The organism is Pseudochrobactrum saccharolyticum, assembly GCF_008801715.1.
In the GTDB taxonomy this organism is placed as follows: domain Bacteria; phylum Pseudomonadota; class Alphaproteobacteria; order Rhizobiales; family Rhizobiaceae; genus Pseudochrobactrum; species Pseudochrobactrum saccharolyticum.
Genome location: NZ_VZPG01000006.1, coordinates 49,467 through 74,176, shown reverse-complemented (window position 1 = coordinate 74,176; position 24,710 = coordinate 49,467). Strand labels below are relative to the sequence as shown.

Annotated in this window: 21 protein-coding genes; 15 read left to right on the top strand and 6 right to left on the bottom strand. The window is 51.3% G+C overall.

The window, feature by feature from the left end; translation table 11 throughout:
• The first annotated feature begins 51 nt into the window (after positions 1-51).
• The 8 genes from tolB (at position 52) to F7P81_RS15775 (ending at position 10,531) form a co-directional block, all read left to right on the top strand.
• Positions 52-1,362: a Tol-Pal system beta propeller repeat protein TolB gene (gene tolB, locus F7P81_RS15810; RefSeq protein WP_022710534.1), complete on the top strand. Its 1,311-nt coding sequence runs from the start codon at positions 52-54 to the stop codon at positions 1,360-1,362.
• 336 nt (positions 1,363-1,698) lie between these two features.
• A complete protein-coding gene (pal, locus tag F7P81_RS15805) occupies positions 1,699-2,214 on the top strand; it encodes a peptidoglycan-associated lipoprotein Pal (RefSeq protein ID WP_022710535.1) in 516 nt (171 codons plus the stop codon).
• A 231-nt stretch (positions 2,215-2,445) separates the two neighbouring features.
• On the top strand, positions 2,446-3,420 hold the full coding sequence (gene ybgF / locus F7P81_RS15800) for a tol-pal system protein YbgF (protein ID WP_022710536.1): 975 nt from the start codon (positions 2,446-2,448) through the stop codon (positions 3,418-3,420).
• 25 nt (positions 3,421-3,445) lie between these two features.
• Positions 3,446-4,900: a tRNA lysidine(34) synthetase TilS gene (gene tilS, locus F7P81_RS15795; protein WP_151160244.1), complete on the top strand. Its 1,455-nt coding sequence runs from the start codon at positions 3,446-3,448 to the stop codon at positions 4,898-4,900.
• Between the two features lie 152 nt (positions 4,901-5,052).
• Complete coding sequence (gene ftsH, locus F7P81_RS15790; protein WP_075657311.1) at positions 5,053-6,990, top strand: ATP-dependent zinc metalloprotease FtsH; 1,938 nt, start codon at positions 5,053-5,055, stop codon at positions 6,988-6,990.
• A gap of 267 nt (positions 6,991-7,257) precedes the next feature.
• Positions 7,258-8,604, top strand: a complete 1,347-nt coding sequence (glmM, locus tag F7P81_RS15785) for a phosphoglucosamine mutase (RefSeq protein WP_151160243.1) — start codon at positions 7,258-7,260, stop codon at positions 8,602-8,604.
• Between the two features lie 251 nt (positions 8,605-8,855).
• A complete protein-coding gene (locus F7P81_RS15780) occupies positions 8,856-9,722 on the top strand; it encodes an outer membrane protein (RefSeq protein ID WP_028233531.1) in 867 nt (288 codons plus the stop codon).
• A gap of 101 nt (positions 9,723-9,823) precedes the next feature.
• On the top strand, positions 9,824-10,531 hold the full coding sequence (locus F7P81_RS15775) for an outer membrane protein (protein WP_170265302.1): 708 nt from the start codon (positions 9,824-9,826) through the stop codon (positions 10,529-10,531).
• 61 nt (positions 10,532-10,592) lie between these two features.
• Here F7P81_RS15775 and F7P81_RS15770 read toward each other — a convergent pair whose 3' ends face one another.
• Genes F7P81_RS15770 through F7P81_RS15760 form a run of 3 tightly spaced genes read right to left on the bottom strand, consistent with a single transcriptional unit; the run spans position 10,593 to position 12,203 of the window.
• Positions 10,593-10,931 carry a DUF6616 family protein gene (locus F7P81_RS15770; RefSeq protein ID WP_151160241.1) on the bottom strand — a complete coding sequence of 113 codons (339 nt, stop codon included), beginning with the start codon at positions 10,929-10,931 and terminating at the stop codon, positions 10,593-10,595.
• A gap of 23 nt (positions 10,932-10,954) precedes the next feature.
• Positions 10,955-11,725 (bottom strand): DNA alkylation repair protein, encoded by a 771-nt coding sequence (locus F7P81_RS15765; protein ID WP_151160240.1) that lies wholly within the window; start codon positions 11,723-11,725, stop codon positions 10,955-10,957.
• Positions 11,706-12,203: a MarR family winged helix-turn-helix transcriptional regulator gene (locus F7P81_RS15760; RefSeq protein WP_246176156.1), complete on the bottom strand. Its 498-nt coding sequence runs from the start codon at positions 12,201-12,203 to the stop codon at positions 11,706-11,708. The genes F7P81_RS15765 and F7P81_RS15760 overlap by 20 nt, the downstream gene beginning before the upstream one ends.
• 205 nt (positions 12,204-12,408) lie before the next feature.
• Between F7P81_RS15760 and F7P81_RS15755 the strand changes: the two genes are divergently transcribed.
• The 5 genes from F7P81_RS15755 to F7P81_RS15735 all read left to right on the top strand — a co-directional run bounded on the left by F7P81_RS15755 (position 12,409) and on the right by F7P81_RS15735 (position 19,327).
• Positions 12,409-13,575 carry a phosphoserine transaminase gene (locus F7P81_RS15755; protein ID WP_151160238.1) on the top strand — a complete coding sequence of 389 codons (1,167 nt, stop codon included), beginning with the start codon at positions 12,409-12,411 and terminating at the stop codon, positions 13,573-13,575.
• A gap of 214 nt (positions 13,576-13,789) precedes the next feature.
• Complete coding sequence (serA, locus tag F7P81_RS15750) at positions 13,790-15,391, top strand: phosphoglycerate dehydrogenase (RefSeq protein ID WP_151160237.1); 1,602 nt, start codon at positions 13,790-13,792, stop codon at positions 15,389-15,391.
• Positions 15,392-15,521: 130 nt separating this feature from the next.
• Positions 15,522-16,043, top strand: coding sequence for a GNAT family N-acetyltransferase (locus tag F7P81_RS15745; RefSeq protein WP_151160236.1), 522 nt, complete (start codon positions 15,522-15,524; stop codon positions 16,041-16,043).
• 205 nt (positions 16,044-16,248) lie between these two features.
• A complete protein-coding gene (locus F7P81_RS15740) occupies positions 16,249-17,538 on the top strand; it encodes an adenylosuccinate synthase (RefSeq protein WP_022710549.1) in 1,290 nt (429 codons plus the stop codon).
• 322 nt (positions 17,539-17,860) lie between these two features.
• Complete coding sequence (locus F7P81_RS15735; protein WP_151160235.1) at positions 17,861-19,327, top strand: transcriptional regulator; 1,467 nt, start codon at positions 17,861-17,863, stop codon at positions 19,325-19,327.
• Positions 19,328-19,610: 283 nt separating this feature from the next.
• Here F7P81_RS15735 and rpoH read toward each other — a convergent pair whose 3' ends face one another.
• Both rpoH and F7P81_RS15725 read right to left on the bottom strand, forming a co-directional pair.
• A complete protein-coding gene (gene rpoH, locus F7P81_RS15730) occupies positions 19,611-20,486 on the bottom strand; it encodes an RNA polymerase sigma factor RpoH (RefSeq protein ID WP_022710551.1) in 876 nt (291 codons plus the stop codon).
• 306 nt (positions 20,487-20,792) lie between these two features.
• Complete coding sequence (locus F7P81_RS15725) at positions 20,793-21,806, bottom strand: RluA family pseudouridine synthase (RefSeq protein ID WP_116089028.1); 1,014 nt, start codon at positions 21,804-21,806, stop codon at positions 20,793-20,795.
• Positions 21,807-21,859: 53 nt separating this feature from the next.
• Between F7P81_RS15725 and F7P81_RS15720 the strand changes: the two genes are divergently transcribed.
• Together F7P81_RS15720 and F7P81_RS15715 are read left to right on the top strand one after the other, a co-directional pair.
• Entirely contained in the window at positions 21,860-22,336 is a 477-nt protein-coding gene (locus F7P81_RS15720) for a hypothetical protein (protein ID WP_151160234.1), read from the top strand.
• Positions 22,337-22,676: 340 nt separating this feature from the next.
• A complete protein-coding gene (locus F7P81_RS15715; RefSeq protein ID WP_028233722.1) occupies positions 22,677-23,102 on the top strand; it encodes a Fur family transcriptional regulator in 426 nt (141 codons plus the stop codon).
• Between the two features lie 424 nt (positions 23,103-23,526).
• On the opposite strand, the gene F7P81_RS15710 is transcribed toward F7P81_RS15715, so the two are convergent.
• Positions 23,527-24,609: a sensor histidine kinase gene (locus F7P81_RS15710; protein WP_151160233.1), complete on the bottom strand. Its 1,083-nt coding sequence runs from the start codon at positions 24,607-24,609 to the stop codon at positions 23,527-23,529.
• Positions 24,610-24,710: the final 101 nt, after the last annotated feature.

The window sequence follows — 24,710 nt, the reverse complement described above, 5'->3', positions numbered from 1 at the left end:
AGACGTCTCACAGAACCAAATATGATCAGGACAAACGAGGTCCACGCCATCATGAAAACACTGTTTAAAACCTTATTTTCAGTTCTCGCTGTCGCTGCGGCAGTGAGCACGGCTGCAGTGCTGCCTGCACGCGCCGTTGTGGAAGTAAATATTAACAAGGGTAATGTTGACCCGCTGCCGATTGCTCTGACCGACTTCTTGTCCGGTGATGCGCTGGGTGCGGAAATTACCTCTATCATCGCTGCGGATCTTGAGCGTTCCGGCCTTTTTGCGCCGATCGACAAAAAAGCATTCATTGAAAAAATCAGCAATCCGGATGTGGCACCGCGTTTTGAAGACTGGAAAGTCATCAATGCGCAGGCACTGGTTACCGGCCGCGTGACCAAGCAGCCGGATGGCCGTCTGAAAGCTGAGTTCCGTCTGTGGGATACTTTTGCCGGACAGCAGCTTGCAGGCCAGCAATTTTTCACAACACCGGAAAACAAGCGTCGCGTTGCCCATATTATCGCCGATGCGATTTATGAGCGCCTGACGGGTGAAAAAGGCTATTTCGATACACGTATCGTGTTCGTTGATGAGTCCGGCAGTGCGCAGAAACGCGTCAAGCGTCTGGCTATCATGGATCAGGACGGCGCGAATGTGCGTTACCTGTCGAATGGTAAAGATCTGGTGCTGACACCGCGCTTCTCACCAAGCCGTCAGGAAATCACATATATGTCTTTTGCCGGTGACCGTCCGCGCGTTTATCTGCTGCAGCTGGAAACAGGACAGCAGGAACTGGTCGGTAATTTCCCGGGCATGACGATTGCACCACGCTTTTCTCCTGATGGTCAGAAAGTGGTGATGAGCCTGCTGCAGGATGATGGTAGCGCCAATATTTACACGATGGATCTGCGTTCGCGCACAACCACCCGTCTGACCAGCAGTCAGGCCATTGATACCTCGGCATCCTATTCGCCGGACGGTTCCAAGATCGTATTTGAATCCGATCGTGGCGGTCGCCAGCAGATTTATGTGATGGGTGCCGACGGCTCCAACCCGCAGCGCGTTTCTTTCGGTAACGGCAGCTATTCGACACCGGTCTGGTCACCGCGCGGCGATCTGATTGCCTTTACCAAGCAGTCCGGTGGTCAGTTCTCGATCGGCGTGATGAAAACCGATGGTTCGGGTGAGCGCCTGCTGACAAGCGGCTTCCATAATGAAGGCCCGACATGGGCACCGAACGGCCGTGTTCTGATGTTCTTCCGTGAAAGCGGCGGTACATCTCGTCTTTACACGATTGATCTGACCGGCCGCAATGAACGCCAGATCCAGACGCCGAATGCGGCTTCTGATCCGGCATGGTCGCCATTGCTGAATTAAGTTTGAGATAAGCTCTGTGTGCTGAATAGGACACAGAGCTTATTTTTGAGGGCTGATGCTTTAGTCAAATCAGGCTTTTGTGATAACAAGCCGTGTTTTTGCCGCATTGCTTTCTAGGTTGCCGATAAATGGTTCGCTTTGAAATCAGGGAAGAACCACTTGAAACTGTCTCTGTGAATGAGCCGAAAAACGGATTTTTGACGGAGAAATCTTGAGTTTTTATGCTGATTAAGTAACAATTAACCATGTTATTTGAACGGTTTTTAACCTCAATATGATTAATCATCTGGTTAGTCATACATCATGTAAACGCATTATTCTTAAGGAGTACGGGCCATGCGCCGTTCCCAGTCGATTGCCCGCAGCCCGTTTGCTGTTGCCCTTTTCCTGTCGCTTGCCGTAGCCGGTTGCGCCAACAAGAAAAACCTGCCGAACAATGCAGGTGATCTTGGTCTGAACGGTATGGGTGCCAATGGTGCTGTTGCCGGTTCCGCACAGGACTTCACCGTGAATGTCGGTGACCGCGTGTTCTTCGATCTCGACAGTTCCGTGATCCGCGCTGATGCACAGCAGACATTGTCTCGTCAGGCTCAGTGGCTGGCCCGCTATCCGAACTATTCGATCACTGTTGAAGGTCACTCGGATGAACGCGGTACACGCGAGTACAACCTAGCACTTGGCCAGCGTCGTGCTGCTGCTGCCCGTGATTATCTGGCTTCCCGCGGCGTGCCGGTTAACCGTATGCGCACCGTTTCCTACGGTAAGGAACGTCCGGTTGCAGTTTGCGACAATATTTCCTGCTGGTCGCAGAACCGCCGTGCAGTAACCGTTCTGAACGGTGCCGGCAGCTAATCTGCAGCTAAAAAGTCATTTTTCGCTGCTCGTAACAATTGCGCGATAAAAAAGACACAGACTTATGGGAAAAGCGGCCTCAGGGTCGCTTTTTTCAGTTTGAACATAAAAGCCAAAATTTGGCCGCACTCAATTGCACCATTTCAACTGAGATTATAAAGATTGAACCGGTCCATCTGAGAATGTGATGATGACCCTTGGAACAGAATTCGGGCGCATGAGGTATTGCGAATGAAGAAAGCGATGAAAAGACTGGCTCTGGCTGTCAGTTTGCTGCCGCTGCTGGCTATGGCAACAGGCGGAACAACAGCCTTTGCTCAGGCCAGTGATCAGCGGGTAATTCAGTTGCAGGAGCAGGTTCGTGACCTGACCGGCAAGCTTGAAGAAATGAACTTCCAGATTTTGCAGATGCAGGAGCAGATGCGTAAAATTCAGGAAGACAATGAATTCCGCTTTGAAGAGCTTGAAAAAAAGAAAAAGGCCGACGCCGGTTCTGATCAATCCACACAAACAGCGGCGGCAGATTCTGCCGCTGTATCCTCTGACGGTGCTTCAGCAGATAAAGAACCGCGCCAGACGGCTTCGGCGAGTGCGGATAATGACAACACCGCTCAGGATTCATCTGATTTTCAGCCTGCACAGGATGCCAATACAGATAATTCCGCCGCTTCCGTTGCTACTGGTCAGCAAACGCCGGTTACAGTCACATCGCAGGCTCCGCGTGCGCTCGGCTCTATCCGCTTTGATTCCAGTGGCAATGTAATCGGCGGCAGCCTGAGTGACGAACCGGCACAGCAGACAGTTTCCCTGCCGCAGACCGACAATCCCAACGAACTTTATAATGCCGCCTATCAGTTTATTCTTGCCGGTGATTACCGCTCGGCAGAAGTGGCATTTCGTGCGCATATCGACCGCTATCCGGCCGATCCGATGACATCAGATGCCCGTTACTGGCTGGGTGAAGCGCTGTACGGACAGGATCGTTTTGCGGAATCAGCTACGGTTTTCATCGACAATCAGCGGGATTTTCCTGATTCCAAACGCGGTGCGGAGAATATGCTGAAGCTCGGTATGGCTATGGCCAAGCTGAATGACCGTGAAGTTGCCTGTGCGACGCTGGCAAAAATCAGCAGTCGTTTCCCTTCAGCCGCTCCGGCAGTGCTGAAACGTGCGGATGAAGAGCGTAAACTGAACCGCTGCTCATAAATATGGCACAGGGGGCTGACGCCGGATGCAGGGCACGGATGTGAATGCTGCGAAGACGGCAATTTCAGACGGTGGCACCGCTACGCTAATGCCGGATTTTCTGCCGCGAATTTTTGCAGGCTTTGATAATGCGCTGGCGGGGCAGCATCCGTCGGTGATGATTGTTGCGGTTTCAGGCGGCAGCGACTCTCTGGCTTTGCTGCTAGTGGCCAGACTTTATTTACAACAAAGATTACCGGAATGCCGCTTGGTAGCGGTGACTGTCGATCACAAACTACGCGCGGAATCTGCTGATGAAGCGGCGGGTGTTGCTGAGTTTTGTAAGAATATCGGCATTGCGCATCAGATTTTGTGCTGGACAGGTGATAAGCCTGTGAGCGGTCTTGCGTCTGCTGCCCGTTCTGCACGCTATGATCTGCTGGTGCAGGCTGCATGCCAGCATAAGGCTGATATTATTCTGACAGGGCATACGGCTGACGATCAGGTCGAGACATATCTGATGCGTCGGGAAAGAGAAGGCTTGGCAGCTGGTCTTGCCGGAGCTGAGCGCGGGCTTGCCGCTATGGCTGTGCAAACTCTGTTGCAAACGAAGGTTCTGCTGTGCCGCCCGCTGCTGGATATCTGGCGGGATGAGCTGAGAGGTTTTTTATCAGCACATAATATCCGTTGGGTGGATGATCCGAGCAATGAGAATCCGGCCTATGAGCGCCCGCGCGTGAGGCAGGTTGCGAAAATGCTGGATAAGCCAACTTTGTTGCAGGCCATTGATGCCGCAGCAGTGCAAAGACGTGCAGATAATCACCGCGTGGCTGACTTGCTGAAACAGGAAAACAGCCAGATCAGGCTGCTTGCCGGTGACAGTTTGTTTTTACCTGCCGGATGGGGCGCATCAGATCGGGATATTATCCCGCTGACACTGGGTTATTTGCTGGCTGCTATCGGCGGGCAGGCTTTTTTACCGGCACTGCGGGATTGTGCTGAGCTTACCAACTGGCTTGATGAACCTTCAATACCGGCCAAACAAAGGAAAACCCTGCATCGCTGTGTGATTGAAAAATCCCGTCATGGGACGATTATCCGTCGTGAACGACGTAATTTGCCCGTAATTCCATTGCAGAGGGAAGAAGAGGCCTTGTGGGACGGGCGTTATCATATCCGCAATGAGGGAACAGAACTGCTTGTCATTGCTGCGCTGAGTGAAAAGCAGTTGTCTGCTTATTTGCAGCAGCACAAGATAGGTACAGGAGAGGGGAAACAGGGATATTTTGACCGCAACAGTTTGCTCGCTGCACCGGCTGTCTTTTGTGACGGGGTGGTGACCGGTTTTCCTGCATTGTCCGGTCTGGTTCCGCAAAGTTCTGAAGTTCGGATAAAACGCACTCTTGCCTGTTTTGACAGGGTGCTTTCCGGCCATGATTTTGAGGTCGCACAGGTTGTAAAAGGGCTTTTAACCATGCCTTTCAACCATAATTACAGGTAAATTCTGCAAAGAATGCAGAAGAATCACTTATGAAGCTGTACACCGCCTTGGCAAGGCCGTGCATCGAACCTATGTTAGGTTTGAATATTTTTCCGGAAAGCGCCAAAACGGCAGATGAGCCGGAAAGACGTTGGTAATCGATTGGACCCGAGATGAATCCAAATTATCGCAACTTCGCCCTCTGGGCGATCATTGCTCTCCTGCTGGTTGCATTATTCAACCTGTTTCAGAGTCCGGCGCAGCGCGCGTCGTCTCGTGAGATTCCTTATTCGCAATTTATTGAAGATGTATCGGGCGGACGGGTTAAATCCGTCACCATTACCGGCCCGCGCATCGTCGGTTCCTATGCTGATAATAATGCGACATTCCAGACCTATTCCCCTTCGGATGCCAGCCTGATCGGCCGCCTTGAAGAGAAAAATGTTGCGATTACCGCAAAGCCTGAAAGCGATGGCTCGGGATCGCTGTTCGGTATTCTTCTGTCATGGCTGCCTATGATCCTGATCCTCGGCGTGTGGATTTTCTTCATGCGTCAGATGCAGGGCGGTTCACGCGGCGCGATGGGCTTCGGTAAATCCAAGGCGAAACTTCTGACTGAGGCGCACGGCCGTGTGACCTTTCAGGATGTTGCCGGTGTTGACGAAGCCAAAGAAGATCTGGAAGAAATCGTTGAATTCCTGCGTGATCCGCAGAAGTTCCAGCGTCTCGGCGGTAAAATTCCGCGCGGTGTGCTGCTCGTAGGTCCTCCGGGAACCGGTAAAACTTTGCTGGCGCGCTCTGTTGCCGGTGAAGCCAATGTGCCGTTCTTTACAATTTCCGGTTCTGACTTTGTTGAAATGTTTGTTGGTGTCGGTGCAAGCCGTGTCCGCGATATGTTTGAACAGGCAAAAAAGAACTCTCCTTGCATTATCTTCATCGACGAAATCGATGCCGTCGGTCGTCACCGTGGTGCGGGCTTAGGCGGTGGTAATGATGAACGCGAACAGACGCTGAACCAGTTGCTGGTTGAGATGGATGGTTTCGAAGCCAATGAGAATATTATTCTGATTGCTGCAACCAACCGTCCTGACGTGCTTGATCCTGCGCTTCTCCGTCCGGGTCGTTTCGACCGTCAGGTTGTTGTGCCTAATCCGGATGTGAGCGGCCGTGAACAGATCCTCAAAGTGCATGTGCGTAATGTACCGCTGGCACCGAATGTGGATCTGAAAGTTCTGGCTCGCGGTACGCCTGGTTTCTCCGGCGCGGATCTGATGAACCTCGTCAATGAAGCTGCACTGATGACTGCACGCCGGAACAAGCGTCTGGTGACTATGCAGGAATTTGAAGACGCCAAAGACAAGATCATGATGGGTGCGGAACGCCGTTCTTCGGCGATGACGCAGGCAGAAAAAGAACTGACCGCCTATCATGAATCCGGTCATGCGATTGTGGCCATGAATGTGCCTGTGGCTGATCCGGTCCATAAAGCAACCATCATTCCGCGCGGTCGTGCGCTGGGTATGGTGATGCAGCTGCCGGAAGGCGACAAATATTCCATGAGCTATAAATGGATGGTGTCGCGCCTTGCAATCATGATGGGTGGCCGTATTGCCGAAGAACTGAAATTCGGTAAGGAAAACATCACATCCGGTGCGTCATCCGATATTGAACAGGCAACCAAGCTTGCCCGTGCAATGGTGACCCGCTGGGGCTTTTCTGAAAAGCTCGGTTATGTTGCCTATGGCGAAAATCAGGAAGAGGTTTTCCTCGGTCATTCCGTATCGCGTACGCAGAATGTTTCTGAAGCAACAGCTCAGCTGATTGATGCGGAAGTTCGTGAGCTGATTGACAATGCCTATGTTGAAGCGCGCCGTATTCTGACAGAAAAGCATGATGCATGGGTCGCCATTGCTGAAGGCCTGCTGGAATATGAAACCCTGAGCGGTGAAGAGATCAAACAACTGATCGCCGGTCAAAAGCCGAACCGCGATACAGGTGATGACTCATCCTCATCGCGCGGATCGGGCGTTCCTAAAGCCGGTGCATCGCGCAAGAAGCCTGATGCTGAGCCGGAAGCCGGACAGGATATGAAGCCTGAACCACAGGCATAAGACTTGTACCGGTAACGACTGTGTTAAATAAGAACCGGGCTTTTAAAGCCCGGTTTTTTTATTTCGTTGATCTGAACGGGCACGCTGTGTCATTCGGAGGCAGCAATTTAAATATCCTGAGCGGATCTGTTTACCAGATGATCAGTTTCATGGTCTGGATATTTGACAAGAGATATAAAATCGCTGCATTGCTAGTTTTAAGAGAAGCCTGTTTTCTGTTCTTTAGAATAAGGCAGGTATGGCACTGCGCAAAGAAAAGGCTTGAATATGTCCCGTAAATATTTTGGTACTGACGGCATTCGCGGTAAGGCTAATTCTTTTCCGATGACGCCGGATATCGCTATGCGGGTCGGTATGGCTGTAGGCTTGTCATTCCGCGATGGCGGACAGGGGCAGCGTGTGGTGATCGGCAAGGATACCCGCCGTTCGGGCTATATGCTGGAAAATGCGCTTGTTGCCGGTTTTACCTCCATGGGCATGGAAGTGTTTCTTCTGGGGCCGATCCCGACACCGGCTGTTGCCATGCTGTGCCGTTCATTGCGTGCAGATATTGGCGTGATGATCTCCGCCTCGCACAATCCTTATTATGATAATGGCATCAAGCTGTTTGGCCCTGACGGTTACAAATTGTCAGACGCGCTGGAATTGCAGATCGAAAAGCTGATTGATGATGACATGAGCGCGCATATGAGCAGCCATGGCGAAGTTGGTCGGGCGAAACGCGTTGACGGCGATATTTATCGTTATATTGAGTTTGCCAAACGTACCATGCCGCGTCATTTGTCGCTGAATGGTCTGCGCATTGTTGTCGATTGCGCCAATGGTGCAGCCTATAAAGTGGCACCGGCTGCTTTGTGGGAACTCGGTGCTGAAGTTATCACCATTAATAATACGCCGAATGGTACGAATATTAATGAGGATTGCGGTTCCACCCATCCGGAAGGCCTGATCCGTAAAGTTCATGAAACCCGCGCCGATGTTGGTATTGCCCTTGATGGTGATGCGGATCGTGTGCTGATGGTTGATGAAAACGGCACCATCATTGACGGCGATCAGCTGATGGCTGTGATTGCGGAAAGCTGGTCAAAGAGCGGACGTCTCGTTGGCGGCGGTATTGTTGCGACCATTATGTCCAATCTTGGTCTGGAGCGTTTCCTCGGCGATCAGGGGCTGACACTGGCGCGCACCAAAGTCGGTGACCGTTACGTTGTTGAACATATGCGTGAGAACGGTTTTAATGTTGGTGGCGAGCAGTCCGGCCATATTGTGCTGTCTGAATTCGGTACGACCGGCGATGGTTTGATCTCTGCGCTGCAAATTCTTGCTGTTATGCAGGAGCAGGAACGTCCGCTGAGCGAAGTTTGCCGTAAATTCCAACCCGTGCCGCAGATTCTTAAAAACATCCGTGTTGCCGGCGGAAAATTGCTTGAGAATAAAACAGTTATTCAGGCGATCGAAGAAGGCAAGAATGCTCTTGGCAGCACCGGCCGTGTTGTGATCCGCCCTTCAGGGACTGAACCTCTGATCCGTGTAATGGCTGAGGGTGACGACCATAAACTGGTTGAAACTGTCGTCGATGATATTATCACATCAATCAGAACAGCAGCAAAATAACGGGCTGATTTACGAATTTGTGCCTGTTTTCATATGCGGTACTCTGTATCGCTCATATATAAAACTGAATATTTTCAATAAAAAGAGGGGCATTAAATGCCCCTCTTTTTTATATGGTTACATGCGTAATTATTAATAAATATCGTGAATAAACAAGGTTAAGTAGCATTTAACCTTTCCGAATTATGGTGTGTCTGAGAATAGTCGTCCCGGTGCTACATGGCCGTGGAAATGCGATAGGACACGCTATGATGAACTTAAAGAATTTGCTTATCGCCGGTGTTGCAGGGCTGACAATGGCGGGCTCTGTTTCCTCGGTCTTTGCGGCGGATATCGTAGATATCCCTGAACCAATCATTCCTGAAGTTGTTGTTCCGCCTGCGCCTGTCGGCGGCTGGTATCTGCGTGGCGATATCGGTTATGCCGGTGCGAAATTCAAAGGTGCCAATTATGCAACGATTGACAAGGGATGTGGCAGCACCTGCTCGGGAACCAGCTTTGGTGAAAATTCACTGGATGGTAAACTGAAAGGTTCGTTCCTGCTCGGCGGTGGTGTCGGTTATCAGGTGACGGATTATTTCCGTACAGATCTGACCGTCGATTATCTGACCCGCGCGAAGTTCAGCGGTTCAACGAGCGGCGTCTGCACAGCCAATAATGCTTATGCCGATTGCGTATCTAACGACACAGCAAAAATGTCGGCGCTTTCCATTCTGGCCAATGCCTATATTGATCTGGGTAATTTCAACGGTTTCACACCTTATGTCGGTGCCGGTATCGGTGGTACGCGTATCAAATGGGGCGATCTGACCAATACGATTGATCCTGGTTTTGATCAGTCCGGTTCTACAGTTCATTCCGGTTCTGCAAGCTGGCGTTTTACCTGGGCTTTGATGGCCGGTCTCTCCTATGACCTGACCCAGAGCCTGAAGCTGGATGCCGGTTATCGTTTCCGCCGCATTGAAGGTGGTGAAATGTTCGGTGCAACAAAAGATATCGGCCGCGGTTTTGATCGCAGCTTTGATATTCACGATGTCCGCGTTGGTCTGCGTTACCAGTTTGGCGGGTACAGCCGTCCGGTCGCTTATAATGATGTGACAACACCGGTCTATAAGTAAGTGAATTTGTGCTGCGCCTTAAAAGGTCAGCACAGTCCGCACAGATTTCCATTTAGTATTTCAGTCTCATGTGAGACTGAAAACAGAATTACAGGATGCAGATGATGAACAAATCTTCATTCACATCATTGCACAAGGCAGTGATTGCAGTATTCGCATTATCCGCTGCAAGCGGACTGGCTCAAGCTGCCGATCTCGATCAGGTGCTCTATGCAACTCCTGTCGAGCAGGACGTTTATAAGCCCGTTGAAATCGGCTCCGGCTGGTATCTGCGCGGTGATATTGCCTATGTGCCGTCTGACAATGTTAAAGCGCGCCTGAAAGGCTATAACCTGCTGGGCGAAGGACGCGGCGATACGAAAGCGACTGCTGCTTATAGCGGTGGTGTCGGCTATCAGTTTACCGATAATATTCGCGGTGACGTAACTGTCGGTTATCGCAAGATGACTGTCAGCCGTGAGCCGGTTGAAGCCGGTATCTGGGATGTGATGGCAAATGCCTATTATGATATCGGTAATTTCTCAGGCGTAACACCTTATGTCGGTGCCGGTCTTGGTATGGCGAAAGTCGATTACAAAGTACACGGACCAGTTGGTGAATACATTAATGGCCGTGATACGACGCGTCTGCAATGGGCGCTGATGGCCGGTGCGGCAATCGATGTGACCGAGAATGTCAAACTTGATTTCGGCTACCGCTATGCACGTATATCATCCGGCGATGCCGGAAATATCGGGCCATTGACGATTACGGATAATAGTTTGGAATCGCATCAGATTCGTGCAGGTCTGCGTATGACAACCTGGTGAGCAGGTTAAAATCTCTGCTATTATTGAAATGCCGCGTTTCCATAAACGCGGCATTTTTTGTTTAGCAGGCGGCGAGCTGTGCCAGATGTGTGTTCATATCTGTTGCTTCACCTGCGGCATTGATCGTGTCGAAATAATCATGCCAACCGGTAGCCGCAATCGCTTCCAGCAAAGCTGTAACGGCTGCTTTGTCACTGAATTTCCAGATGGCGAAAAACTGCTGCTGTGCCGGATGGAGTTGAGACGAATCGGTTTGACCGAAGGCCAGCGGTTCAATGCCAAGTTCAGACAGGCCGCCCATGCCTGACCCTATTGTGGCGAAAAACGCCTGACGTTGCTCGGGTGACAGGGTAAGCCATGCCGCTTTAGGGCTGTATAATTCTGCAAGATAATGGGTCATATCAGTCTCATTTACGGGGAGGATTATTTGTTGAGTGTCCGCAAAGCGCGTTTGCAGATGCGGGCGGTAGAAGGTGATGCGCTTTCCTGAAGCCAACGGTCGCAAAGGGCGCGTACCCAGTCCGGTGTGGTTTTGGAGGCATCATTGAGCCAGTTGGCGACAGAATCCTGCACATAAATTTCCGGATCACTGCGCAGTGCTTCAAGGATAGGGAGTGCCAGTTCCGGCTGGGTTTTCAGCAGGTTGAAATGGGCGCACCATACGCCACGTGGACGGACAGCCTCGCAGGCATAACGCCGGATTTTATAGGACGGATCATTCGTCCAAGGCTGCAACAGGCTGAAACTCAGTTCCGGTTGCGCGATCAGATCATTGCGCAGTGCCAGCCATGCCCATTCCCGCACGCCAAAATGATGATCATCGGCAAGCGGGCGGATCAGTTCCAGTTTTTCTTGCAGGGAAAGCTGCTGTTGCTGGGCGATGAAATAACAGGCCCAGCCGCGAATTGTATCTGATTGATATGTATTCAGGTCACGCAGACTGATTATATCGTGGCTGTGCAGTAATTGTGCTGCCAGTGCCATACGGGCGGTGATACCAGCCGAAGTGCCGCTTAACTGCTGATGCAGCTCTGCGGGTACTTCCGGAAAAACAGTCTGCATCAGCAGTGCAAAATCAATGGCAAGGCATTCCGTCAGTACGGTGGTTTCTGCTGTGCCGCTATTCAGCTCGGCCAGCCGTTCCGGTGTGATGTCGCTCATGCGGCGGACAGATTTAACGGGTGCTTTGGTCATGGTCTGCCGGCTCCTGTGCCGCTGTCCAGATTTTACCCAGTAAGGTACTGAGCATTTGTTTCTCTTGTTCATTCAGCGGAGCCATCAGAGAGGCAATCCATTGTGAATGATCGCTCACCAGCGATGTTGCGGTCTGTTTTCCCTTGTCCGTCAGTGTCACGATAATAGAGCGGCGGTCTGTCTGGCTGTGATTGCGAATGAGAAAACCATCGTGTTCCAGCCCGTCGAGCAGGCCGGTTAAAGTGGCGCGGGTGATTCCGGCACGCTCTGCCAAAAGATGGGGCGCCAGACCTTCCGACTCTTGCTGCAACAAAAACAGAATCACAAAACGGCTCTCGGAGAGCTGATAAGGGGCGAGGCGTTGTGCGCAGCTCAGATCAATCATTTTGGCAGTACTGAGCAGCTCAAAACACAGGCGCATATTCTGATAATGGCTGTTTTCCGGTGTTTCCGCACCCAAAAGGGCGTGATGTTTCATTTCTAGAATATCCATACGGCTACATATAGTATGGTGCCTAATTACATGTCAAGTTAATGCGAATGATGTAATTTTGTCGCAGATGATAAATTCAGTGGCGGTTTTGTTTCTGAGCCACTTGCGCAGGATGCGGCTTTTATATAGCTTCGTCAGTGGGCCACTTCTCCCCAACGGGAAGCGTGCTATCTGAAAGGGTAGATACAAAATGACGACTTTTCCAAAGCCAGACATCCGTCCGGCTAATGCACAATTTTCTTCAGGTCCTTGCACCAAGCGTCCAGGCTGGACATTGGAAGCGCTCACAGATGCACCGCTCGGCCGGTCGCACCGCGCTAAACTTGGCAAGACAAAGCTCAAAGCAGCGATTGACCTGACCCGTGAAATTCTTGCAATTCCAGCAGATTACCGCATCGGCATTGTACCGGCATCGGATACCGGTGCGATGGAAATGGCTTTGTGGTCACTGCTTGGTGAGCGCGGCGTTGATATGGTCGCGTGGGAAAGCTTCGGTGCCGGTTGGGTCACCGATGTTGTAAAACAGCTTCAACTCAAAGATGTCCGCACATTTGATGCGCCTTATGGTGAAATCGTTGATTTCGCTAAAGTGGATTTCGACCGTGATGTGGTTTTCACATGGAACGGTACGACTTCCGGCGTTCGTGTGCCGAATGCAGATTTCATTCCGGCAGATCGCAAAGGTCTGACCATTTGTGATGCTACTTCTTCTGCTTTTGCGCAGGATATGGATTACAGCAAACTCGATGTCGTTACTTTCTCATGGCAGAAAGTGCTCGGCGGTGAGGGCGCGCATGGTATGCTGATCCTTTCCCCGCGCGCAGTAGAGCGTCTTGAAAGCTATAAGCCTCAATGGCCGCTGCCGAAAATCTTCCGCATGACCAAAGGCGGCAAGCTGATTGAAGGTATCTTCACCGGCGAAACCATCAACACACCTTCGATGCTCTGCGTTGAAGATTATCTGGACGCGCTGCAATGGGCGCAGTCGATCGGTGGTCTTCAGGGTCTGATGGCGCGTGCGAATAAGAATTTTGCCGTGCTCAATGATTTTGTTGAAAAGAGCGACTGGCTTGCCAATCTGGCTGTTGTGCCGGAAACGCGCTCCAATACCTCTGTTTGCCTGTCGATTAAAGATGCACAGGTTGCAGCTTTGCCGGCAGATGCTCAGGCTGCTTTTGCCAAAGCGATTGTGGCTCTGCTGGAAAAAGAAGGCGTTGCCTTTGATATCGGTGCCTATCGTGATGCACCGTCGGGGCTGCGTATCTGGACCGGTGCAACGGTTGAAACATCAGACCTGCAGGCATTGCTGCCATGGCTTGACTGGGCTTTCCAGACGCAAAAAGCGCAGCTTTCCTAAGATCATTCATACGGCCGCAAGGCTATGAGCATTGTTAGAGCGTGATGTCTTTAGCTGAATAGTTATCCCGCTCTAATCTTTTGATTATGCATGATCTTATCCGAAAACCGGTTTCCACTTTTCGGGGTCATGCTGAGTACCCGCTGCAACTGTGTTGGGACGGTTGCGGCACACCACCCTTATTTTCTGCTATCACACAATTACGGAGGCCGTTATGGCACCTCGCGTTCTCGTTTCGGATAAATTGTCGCCAACCGCAGTGCAGATCTTCAAAGATCGCGGCGTTGAAGTGGATTATTTGCCGGATCTCGGAAAAGACAAAGAAAAACTGCTCGAAGTTATCGGCCAATATGATGGTCTGGCGATCCGTTCCGCTACCAAAGTGACCGATAAGCTGATTGCAGCAGCAAAGAATCTAAAAGTGGTTGGCCGCGCCGGTATTGGTGTGGATAATGTGGATATTCCTGCTGCCTCACGCCGCGGTATCATCGTGATGAATACGCCTTTTGGTAATTCGATCACCACTGCGGAACATGCGATTGCGCTGATGTTTGCTGTTGCCCGCCAATTGCCGGAAGCTGACCAGTCAACCCGCGCCGGTAAGTGGGAAAAGAACCGCTTCATGGGTGTGGAAATTACCGGCAAGACGCTCGCTGTCATCGGTTGCGGTAATATCGGTTCGATTGTTGCGACCCGTGCCATTGGCCTCAAAATGCATGTGGTGGCTTTCGATCCGTTCCTCTCCGAAGGTCGTGCGGAAGAGCTGGGCGTTGAGAAGGTCGAACTGGACGATCTGCTGGCACGCGCTGATTTCATCAGCCTGCATACGCCGATGACTGATAAGACCCGCAATATCATCAATGCTGAAAACATCGCCAAGATGAAAGACGGCGTGCGCATCATCAATTGTGCCCGTGGTGGTCTGATTGTTGAAGCTGATCTGGTTGCAGCCCTGAAATCGGGCAAAGTCGCCGGTGCCGGTATTGACGTATTTGAAGTTGAACCGGCAACAGAATCCGAATTGTTTAATTTGCCGAATGTGGTTTGCACCCCGCATCTTGGTGCTTCGACCTCGGAAGCGCAGGAAAATGTGGCGTTGCAGGTTGCCGAGCAGATGGCTGACTATCTGATCAAAGGTGCTGTGACCAATGCGATCAACATGCCGTCGATCACTGCGGAAGAAGCACCGCGCCTGAAGCCGTTTGTAAAACTGGCTGAAGTTCTGGGTGCCTTTATCGGTCAGGTGACGGATGAACCTATTCAGGAAGTGGAAATCCTGTTTGACGGTTCCACCGCGGCCATGAATACCCGTGCGCTGATGAGTGCTGCGCTGGCCGGTCTGATCCGTCCGCAGGTTTCTGATGTGAATATGGTATCGGCACCGGTAATGGTGAAAGAACGCGGTATTATCGTATCAGAAGTGAAGCGCGATAAATCCGGTGTGTTCGACGGTTACATCAAGATCACTGTGCGCACGACAACCCGCACCCGTTCGATTGCCGGCACCTGCTTCTCCGATGGTAAGCCGCGCTTCATCCAGATTAAGGGTATTAATCTGGATGCGGAAGTTGGTCAGCACATGCTTTATACGACCAATAATGACACGCCGGGCATGATCGGCTGGCTGGGTACAGTTTGCGGTAATCACGGCGTGAATATTGCAAATTTCTCGCTTGGTCGTGAGCGCATGGGCGGCGATGCGATTGCGCTTCTCTATCTGGATGAGCGTATTCCGGATGCGGTTCTTGATGTGTTGCGTGCCAATGAAGCCATTGTGCAGGCACGTCCGCTGGTCTTTGATATTGCTGCGGATTGATTAAGGCATTAAGCCTGAATATCTAAAATGAATAGGCATCCCGGAAAGCGTTTTGTGCTTTTCGGGATGTGCTTTATCAACTGACGGGAAATTGACGAGTCATTCCGTCATATGAATAAAGGCAATGATTATGTCTGAGAATAAAGCGCCGCTGACTGCTGCCTGGCGGCTGATGCAGCCATCCGACTTGTCGGAAGTGCATGATATGAGCTGCATAGTGCATCCGGATTTTCCTGAGGATCCGGCGATTTTTGCTGACCGGCTGAGTGTCTTTGCTGCCGGTGCTTTTGTGTTGCAGGGCGACAAACAATTGCTCGGTTATAGTTTCAGCCATCCGTGGATGCGTTTTTCCGCACCGGCGCTGAACACGCTTTTACATCAGGTGCCGGAAGGCGCAGACAGTTTCTATATGCATGATGTGGCATTGCTGCCGCAGGCACGTGCATTCGGTGCCGCACGCAAGCTGGTGACACTGCTCGTGGAAACGGCCGAAGCGCATGGTTTCGACTCACTGTCGCTGGTGGCCGTGAACGGATCGCAGCCCTATTGGGAAAAACAGGGATTCTCCGTGCAGGATGTGCCGCATTTGCAGAAAAAACTGCTCAGTTACTCTGAAGATGCCCGTTTCATGATGCGCAATCTGGCAAAATAAGCCAGTTTTTGCAGGAAGAGGTACGATTTCCGGCAATCGGGAGTCGCACTTTTTGTTGTGACGCTGTATAGAAGCTCACGTTCTGTAAAAAATCCGGGCTTGCATAAGCACGCGTTTTAGAAAGAGCGGGCCTAAAGCGGCATGTGTCACAGGCTCGATTCAAATTCCAAACAAGCTGTACATTCTGTACTGAGGAGTTTTCTTCATGGCTAATGTGATCGTCGTCGGCTCGCAATGGGGCGACGAAGGTAAAGGTAAGATCGTTGACTGGTTGTCGGAACGCGCTGATGTAATCGTGCGTTATCAGGGCGGCCACAATGCCGGTCATACTCTGGTGATTGACGGTGTAAGCTACAAGCTGGCACTGCTTCCTTCCGGCCTCGTACGCGGCAAACTTTCCGTTATTGGTAACGGCGTTGTCGTCGACCCGCATCATTTCGTGACAGAAGTTGAAAAGCTGCGCGCGCAGGGTGTTGAAGTAACCCCTGAAGTTCTGCGCATTGCTGAAAATGCTCCTCTGATCCTGTCTCTGCACCGTGAGCTGGACGCGATCCGTGAAGACGGTTCTGCCGGTCTGAAAATCGGTACTACCAAGCGCGGTATCGGCCCTGCATACGAAGATAAGGTTGGCCGTCGTGCCATCCGTGTGATCGATCTGGCTGAGCCTGAAAGCCTGCGTCCGAAAATTGAACGCCTGCTGACCCACCACAATGCGCTGCGTCGCGGTATGGGACTTGCCGAAATTTCCGTCGACAGCATCCATAATGAACTGACAGAAGTTGCTGACAAGATCCTGCCTTATGTGGATCAGGTCTGGAAGATTCTGGACGACAAGCGCAAAGCCGGTGCCCGTATTCTGTTTGAAGGTGCGCAGGGTGCGCTGCTCGATAACGACCACGGTACCTATCCGTTTGTAACTTCGTCCAATACTGTTGCCGGTCAGGCAGCGGCCGGTTCGGGTCTTGGCCCGACAGCAATCGGTTATGTGCTCGGTATTACCAAGGCTTACACCACCCGCGTTGGTGAAGGTCCGTTCCCGTGCGAACTGGATGATGCAATCGGTGAACATCTCTCGACCGTTGGTCGTGAAGTTGGCGTTAACACCGGTCGCTCCCGCCGTTGCGGCTGGTTTGATGCGGTTCTGGTTAAGCAGACTGTGCGCACCTCCGGTATTACCGGTATTGCACTGACCAAGCTGGACGTTCTTGACGGTCTGGATGAAATCAAGGTTTGCGTGGCTTACGAGCTGGACGGCAAACGCATTGATTATCTGCCAGCCTCTATGGATGCACAGGCACGCGTCAAGCCGATCTACGAAACGCTGGAAGGCTGGAAAGATACAACTGCCGGTGCCCGTTCATGGAATGAGCTGCCAGCACAGGCTGTGAAATATGTTCGCTATATTGAAGAGCTGATCGGTACGCCGGTTTCCATGCTCTCGACCAGCCCTGAGCGTGACGATACAATTCTGGTAACAGATCCGTTTCAGGACTAAAATTTCTGAAATTATGTGATTTGAAAAAGGCGGGATTTTGATCCCGCCTTTTTTGCTTTTTATGCCCCTTGATTGCGCAAGCGGAGTGCTCCATGTTGATCAGGGGACGATTTCAGGGTGATGGGGGACTTTTTAACGGTATTTTATCGTTTATGTTCGTCTGTAAGGTGTTGAATTACACAGTAAACTTTGCATTCGTTAAGACTTATGTTTAATAAAACATTCAGATTTCATCTGATTTTCTCATGAATAGGCTGATATGGCGCTGTGCAAAAGCGCTTGGAGAGGCAGATTCAGTCGCCAGTAACGGATTTGGAAGAGTATGGCAGATTTTGCAGCGGTACTGAAAAAGACAATTGATGCTCAGGAAAATCCTGATCAGGCGCTTCGTCAGCGTGTCTATGCGAAGGCCCGCTCCACGATCGAGCAGAAGCTGACGGCTGCAAATGCGCCGGACGCGGTTGCCCAGCGTCAGCGCCAGATGCTCGAAGCGGCGATTGAGGAAGTTGAAACCGATTACCGTGCTGCCGAGCGCGCTGCTGAAGAAGCTGCACAGCCGGAGCAGGCGACGGATCCGCTGGAAGATTTTCTGAAGGCGGTTCAGGAAGCCGGTGTTGCTGATGAGCAAAATACGGAACCTTCTGTCTTGCCGGATGATCCGCATGACAGCACATTGCATGGCAATACGCAGGATGACTGGCAGAATGACCGTGATGACACATCCGGTTTTGCAGAACGCTCCTCTTATAATGATTATGATGAAGAACCGCGCAGCCGCAGCTCCAAAAGGCTGATTGCCGGACTGATTGCAGTTCTGCTGCTTGGCGGTGCCGGTTATGCAGGCTGGACCTATCAGGATCAGATTAAGGATTATGTTTCTTCGCTCACAGCCGGTTCAACGGATAGCGGTGAGGGCACAGATGCAGGCGAAGATAGCGGTGATGAACCGGACACCGGAACAACAACACCGCCGGAAACAACACCACCTGCAACGAATAATGACAGTGGCGGTAATGCTGATAGCAACACAACACCGGCACAGACCAAGCCTGAAGGTGAGCAGAAACTGACCCAGCGTTTGCTGCCGGATGGCAGTGAAGTGGATGCAGGGACTTCTGGTGATAAGCCGACAGTCGGTGAGGGAACCTCCAATGCACCGGTGACAGGGACTGCTCCGGCGACCAATGGTCAGCCTGCGGCTAACACGAATACACAGGCGCAGACTATTCCGGTCGGACAGCCGGCTTTCTTCTATGAAGAACAGCGCGGCGGTGAAACATCGGCTGCAATCAAGGGTAATGTTGTCTGGTCAGTGGTGCAGGATTCACCGGGCGAAGGTGTGCCGGATGAACCGGCAATCCGTGCCGATGTCAGCTATCCGGACAGAAAGATCAATCTGCGCATGACCTTGCGCCGCAATGCGGATCAGTCAATTCCTGCAAGTCATCTGATCGAGATGATCTATACAGTGCCGGATGATTTCGACGGCGGCGTGATTGAGAATGTGCAGCGCGTGACCTTCAAGGATTCCGAACAGGCGGCAGGTAATCCGCTGGCAGCTATTCCGATGAAAATCGCGGATAACTTCTTCCTTGTGGCGCTGAATGATGCCCGTACGGCTGTTGATATGAACCTTTCGCTGATGCGCCGTCAGCAATGGATTGATATTCCGATCACCTATCGTAATGGTCGCCGTGCGCTGATCAGCATCGAAAAAGGTGTGCCGGGTGATAAGGTCTTTGATGAAGTGCTGAAAAGCTGGGGCAACACAGCACCGGCAGCCAACTGATAAGAATAAACAGGGCAAGAGCGTGTGAAATAAATGAAACGCGCTATGCTTTGGTTTTAAGTGTTAGAGCATTTCACCGCCAAGTTGGATCAACTTGACGCTCGTGATAATACGACCAAATAAAGAATCTAGAGCGAGCGCTATGATCCAATCTGGACGTAAACCGCTCTAGAGTGACCTTTGTGCGCCTAATCTGGCGTACTGCGCTCCAATAAAAAAACCGCCTTGTGCTTTGTACAGGGCGGTTTTGTTTTATTCCGGATGCTAAACGGGATATCCGCTTTTATGCAGCTTCCGCAGAGGCCATGACAGCCTCCTGTACTTTTTCAAAAGCGCGGACTTCAATCTGACGGACACGCTCACGGCTGATACCGAATTCGGTCGACAAATCTTCAAGCGTAACCGGTTCCTCTGCCAGACGACGGGCTTCAAAAATCCGGCGTTCGCGGTCATTGAGCTTGGACATTGCTGATTCAAGCATGGTGCGGCGGCTGTTCAGTTCGTCTTCGTCAATCAGAACCTGTTCCTGAGAGGCGCTGTCATCCACCAGCCAGTCCTGCCATTCACCGCTTTCACCTTCCGAAGCGCGGATTGGGGCATTCAGCGATGCGTCACCGCTCATGCGGCGGTTCATGGATACGACTTCTTCCTCAGAAACGCTCAGGCGGTGAGCAATTTCTTTCACCTGTTCAGGGTTCAGATCGCCGTCATCCAGTGCCTGAATCTTATTCTTAGCCTTACGCAGGTTAAAGAACAGGCGCTTCTGGTTTGCGGTGGTGCCCATTTTGACAAGGCTCCACGACCGCAGCACATATTCCTGAATCGAGGCTTTGATCCACCACATGGCATAGGTAGCGAGGCGGAAGCCGCGTTCCGGTTCAAAACGTTTGACAGCCTGCATCAGGCCGACATTGCCTTCAGAGATCACTTCACCGATCGGCAGGCCGTAGCCGCGATAGCCCATGGCAATCTTGGCCACAAGACGCAGGTGACTGGTAACAAGCTTATGGGCTGCTTCCGGATCAGCATGCTCGCTATAGCGTTTTGCAAGCATATATTCTTCCTGAGGCTGAAGCATCGGGAAGCGGCGGATTTCATCGAGATATCGTGTCAGACCACCATCACCTGCGGTGATAGCCGGTAAAGTTGCACGGGCCATATAGCACCCTCCTTTTTGTGACAGGTTCCCATTGAGGCGAACCCGCGTCTGTATGATAACCATTTCAGACAGTTCGTCGCATAAAGTGAGTATATAGGAAGAATTTAGGCGAAAACACGGTCAAAGTGACAAAACACGAGAATTTTATCAAAATGACTACAGAATTAAATTTTAGAAGCGTGTTTTAATTAACATATTGAAAATCAATAATATTATTGTGACGGAATGTCTGTAGGGAAAAAACAACCGGGAGCAAACATGCTGCCGCTCCCGATTGTTACAATTATTTAATATGGCGAACCGGTTTTAATCCGCTTTAAGACCGCCATGGCGGAAGGCTTCGAGCAGAATCTGCATATCTTCCGGCATGTCAGCCGTGAATTCCATAAATTCACCGGTCATCGGATGTTCAAAAGCCAGCAACCGTGCATGCAGTGCCTGACGATGGAAATTCTGTACGGTTGTTTTCAGTTCGTCAGTCAGACGGTTGGCCTTGGTTTTATAAGCGCCGCCATATTCACTATCGCCGATCAGCGGATGGCCGATATGCGCCATATGCACACGGATCTGATGGGTGCGTCCGGTTTCAAGGCGGCACTCTACGAGGGAAGCGAGTGCTGTGGCATCGCTGTTCTCACCGAAACGCTCTTCAATTGTATAATGGGTAATGGCGTAGCGTGCATCTTCACGGTCTTCACGTACCACCGCCTGTTTGGTGCGATCACGATGTGAACGGCCGAGATGGGCATCAATCGTACCGGCAGGGCGCTCAGGCATACCCCAAACTAAGGCCATATAGGCGCGTTCCAGCATTCCGTTACGACCGTGATCGGCAAATTGTGCGCTTAAGTTCTGATGCGCCTTGTCATGTTTGGCGACAACCAGCACGCCGGATGTGTCTTTATCCAGCCGGTGAACAATGCCCGGACGTTTGACGCCGCCGATACCGGAGAGGCTGTCACCGCAATGATGTATCAAAGCGTTAACCAAAGTTCCGGTCCAGTTGCCATTTCCCGGGTGTACAACCAGTCCGGCAGGCTTGTTGACCACAATTATGTCATTATCTTCATAAAGGAGATCAAGCGGAATGTCTTCCGGCTGTGGTTCAGCGGGTTCGGCTTCCGGAATGTGCAGTACAATCGTTGAACCTTCGCGCAATTTGTGCTTAGGCTCACTCACAGTCCGGTTGTCTACCTGTACATGGCCGGCACTTATGAGTGATTGGATGCGATTTCGTGAAAGATCAGGCGTGAGTTGAGAAGCAAGCCACTGATCCAGCCGCTTCCCTGCGGCATCTGCGTCGGCAATTAGCTCTTTCAATCGTCTCTTCCCTTCGTTATCACGCCTCGCGATATCAGTAATCGGAGACCTTAATGCAGGACCACTATTATCAAGAGCACCCGGAACAGCAGCAATATGCTGCTCAGACGTATCAGGAGCCTCAACTCGATCCGGCTATGGAACGTGTGCGTCGTAAAATGGTTCGCCTGCTGATTATATCAATCGCCATTATGGTGATAGGTCTTATGGCGGTGCTGGCTGCGGTTGTCTATAAAATCAACAAGGCACCCGATACAGCAGAAACTGAAACAGCTCAATTGGATATTCCGGGACAGGCTCCGAAAACAGACGCGCAGGCGCAGAATGCAGAAGGCAAAGCTGCCGAGCCGCTGCCAATGGTTGAATCCCAGCTGGAACTGGCTCCGGGGACACGTCTCCTGTCACAGAGCCTCTCGGGCAATCTTGTATCGCTTGAGACCCTGCTGCCGGATGGCGGTACCGAGATCATGATTTATGACTATCGCCAGTCGCGCTTTGTCGGACGTATGCGCCTCGGCAATCTCGAATAGATTTCTGTTTTGACAGATCAGCTCCGCACCGGACAGTACCGGTGCGGAGCTTTTTGTTGTCTGCAAATTTCCGCTGGGCATATATTGGACATATATAAGTGCGGGATAAACTATTGCACAATAACAGTCTGGCCGGATCAGGGCTTTGCCTGACCGGCATTCATTTATAAGTTGCACATCAGAGATTCTTCATTCCTGTTGGTTTGACGAGAGTTCCAAGTTTTGTAAAAGTGACATCTGAAATCGTCACGGTTCAGTTCCGCTGATGGTGCAGACATAGTATGCGTGTTTCACCCGCAATTGCGCTTGGCGCTGTGTTTAAGGCACAGTGTCGGGTTCTATGGGGATTTTAATAATGAAAAATGATTATGAAAAACAGCTTCGTGATGCGGGTGTACGGATCACGCGCCCCAGACGGGTTATTCTGGATATTCTGTCCCAGACGGACGGACATCCGGATGCGCTGGAAATTTTCAAGCGTGCTGTTGAAGTGGATAACAGTATTTCATTATCGACTGTCTACCGGACCATGAAATTGCTGGAAGAGCAGGGGGCTATTCACCGTCATGCTTTTGACGGCGGGCCGTCGCGTTTCGAGCAGGCAGGCAATCAGCATCACGACCATCTCATTGATATGGAAACCGGTGATGTGATCGAGTTTCACTCTGAAATGATTGAGAAATTACAAGAAGAAATCGCCCGATCGCTGGGTTATGAAATTATCCATCACCGTTTTGAACTCTATGGCCGCAAGCTGAAGAAATAAATTCCGGCGTGTTTCAGAATTTATTTTTAAATAATGCAGTTTCGTGTGAAACTTATTGCCTGGATGGGCGTTATGAACCTTGTGAAAGGCTGACTTTCCGCCCCCTCACAAGTTCGGCCTTTCACCGACCGCGGGCACGCCCCCTAATCCCCGGTCCGCGCGCTCACGGAGCTGTTGTTCCGGAGCGCGCTATTTTTTTATGCCATCCAAGAGAATTTAAAGTAGAGCGACCTTTGTGCGCCCAACGGGGCTCTAGAGCATTTTACAGTCAAGTTGGATCAACTTGACGACCGTGATAATGCGACCAAATAAATAATCTGGAGCGAGTGCTATGATCCAATCCGGACGTAAACCGCTCTAGGCGCTCTGATGCAGCAGATTTAATATTGCGCAATGGCTCAGCAGCGGGATATTTCCGGCGAGCTTAAAAATCGAAATTCCGGTGGGGAATGCGCAGATAATATTCTACGCTCTTATCCTCAATCCTGTAGCAGGCCGTACCGCTGACGGCCTGAGGAACGATCCGCAGCAAAACCGCGCTGCCGAAACGGGATGTTTCATAGGATTTTATTTTAAGGTCTGACACTTCATCATGCATGTGGTTTTCGGTAGCTAATATATCCGGCGGACGGCCGGACAGATCGTTTTCCGTTGCAGGACTTGTTTCCTTCCAGTGAATAATCAGATCCATCTCGCCTTCACCGTCCGGCTCCAGCTCCGCTGAAATCGTCAGACTGCCATTTTCACAGGCCAGTGCGCCATAAGAGGCGGAGTTGACAATCAATTCGTGGAAAGCAAGGCCGACATGCAGTGCTGCTCCGGGGAAAAGATAAACATCTTTGCCGGTAATCGTCAGGCGCGGATCTTTGGGATGGATGTATTTTTCCAGCTGTGAATGCAGCAATTCCCGAAAGGCTGCGCCATGCCAGTTGGAATCCGTTACCAGATCCTGCGAATTGGACAGGGAATAGAGACGGCCGCGGAATTTTTGCAAGAACTGATCCACCGAGCCGGAGAACCGTGCTGTCTGCATGGCGATACTCTGAATAATGGCCAGCAGATTTTTTGAGCGGTGGCTGACTTCGCGCAACAATATTTTGAGAACCTGCTCGCGGTGTTTCAACTCGCTTATTTCAACGGCAGTCGTGACGATGCCGATAGTTTCGCCGCTTTCATCCTTGTCGGAATCGATGAAGAATTCATACCAGCGGGGATTTTTCTTGTCGGGGAACGAAATTTCCAGACGCTGGGCATCGCCGGTCGCAAGCAGCTGGCTTTTGGCAGTTGTCAGTCTGGCCGCAATATCTTTGGGCATCAGGTCACTTTCACCGATGCCCGTGCGCCATGGCAAAAGCCAGAACTCCGGCAGATTTTCTACCCAAGTGTAATTCATATCCGTGGTTTGATAAAAAACCGAAACATTGCTGTTTCTTATGGCTCGCAACATAGAGCGTAACCGGATCTGAGCGGCACTGCTATATCCTGAAACGGGCGAAGTAGGAGCCATAGTCTGCGCTTTCTGTGCTTAAAACCGGCATAAGCTGCGGTACAGTATTGCTCCGCACAAGACAGGTTCGGGACGCGTCGCGGGCGTCCCGTTCAGATGTT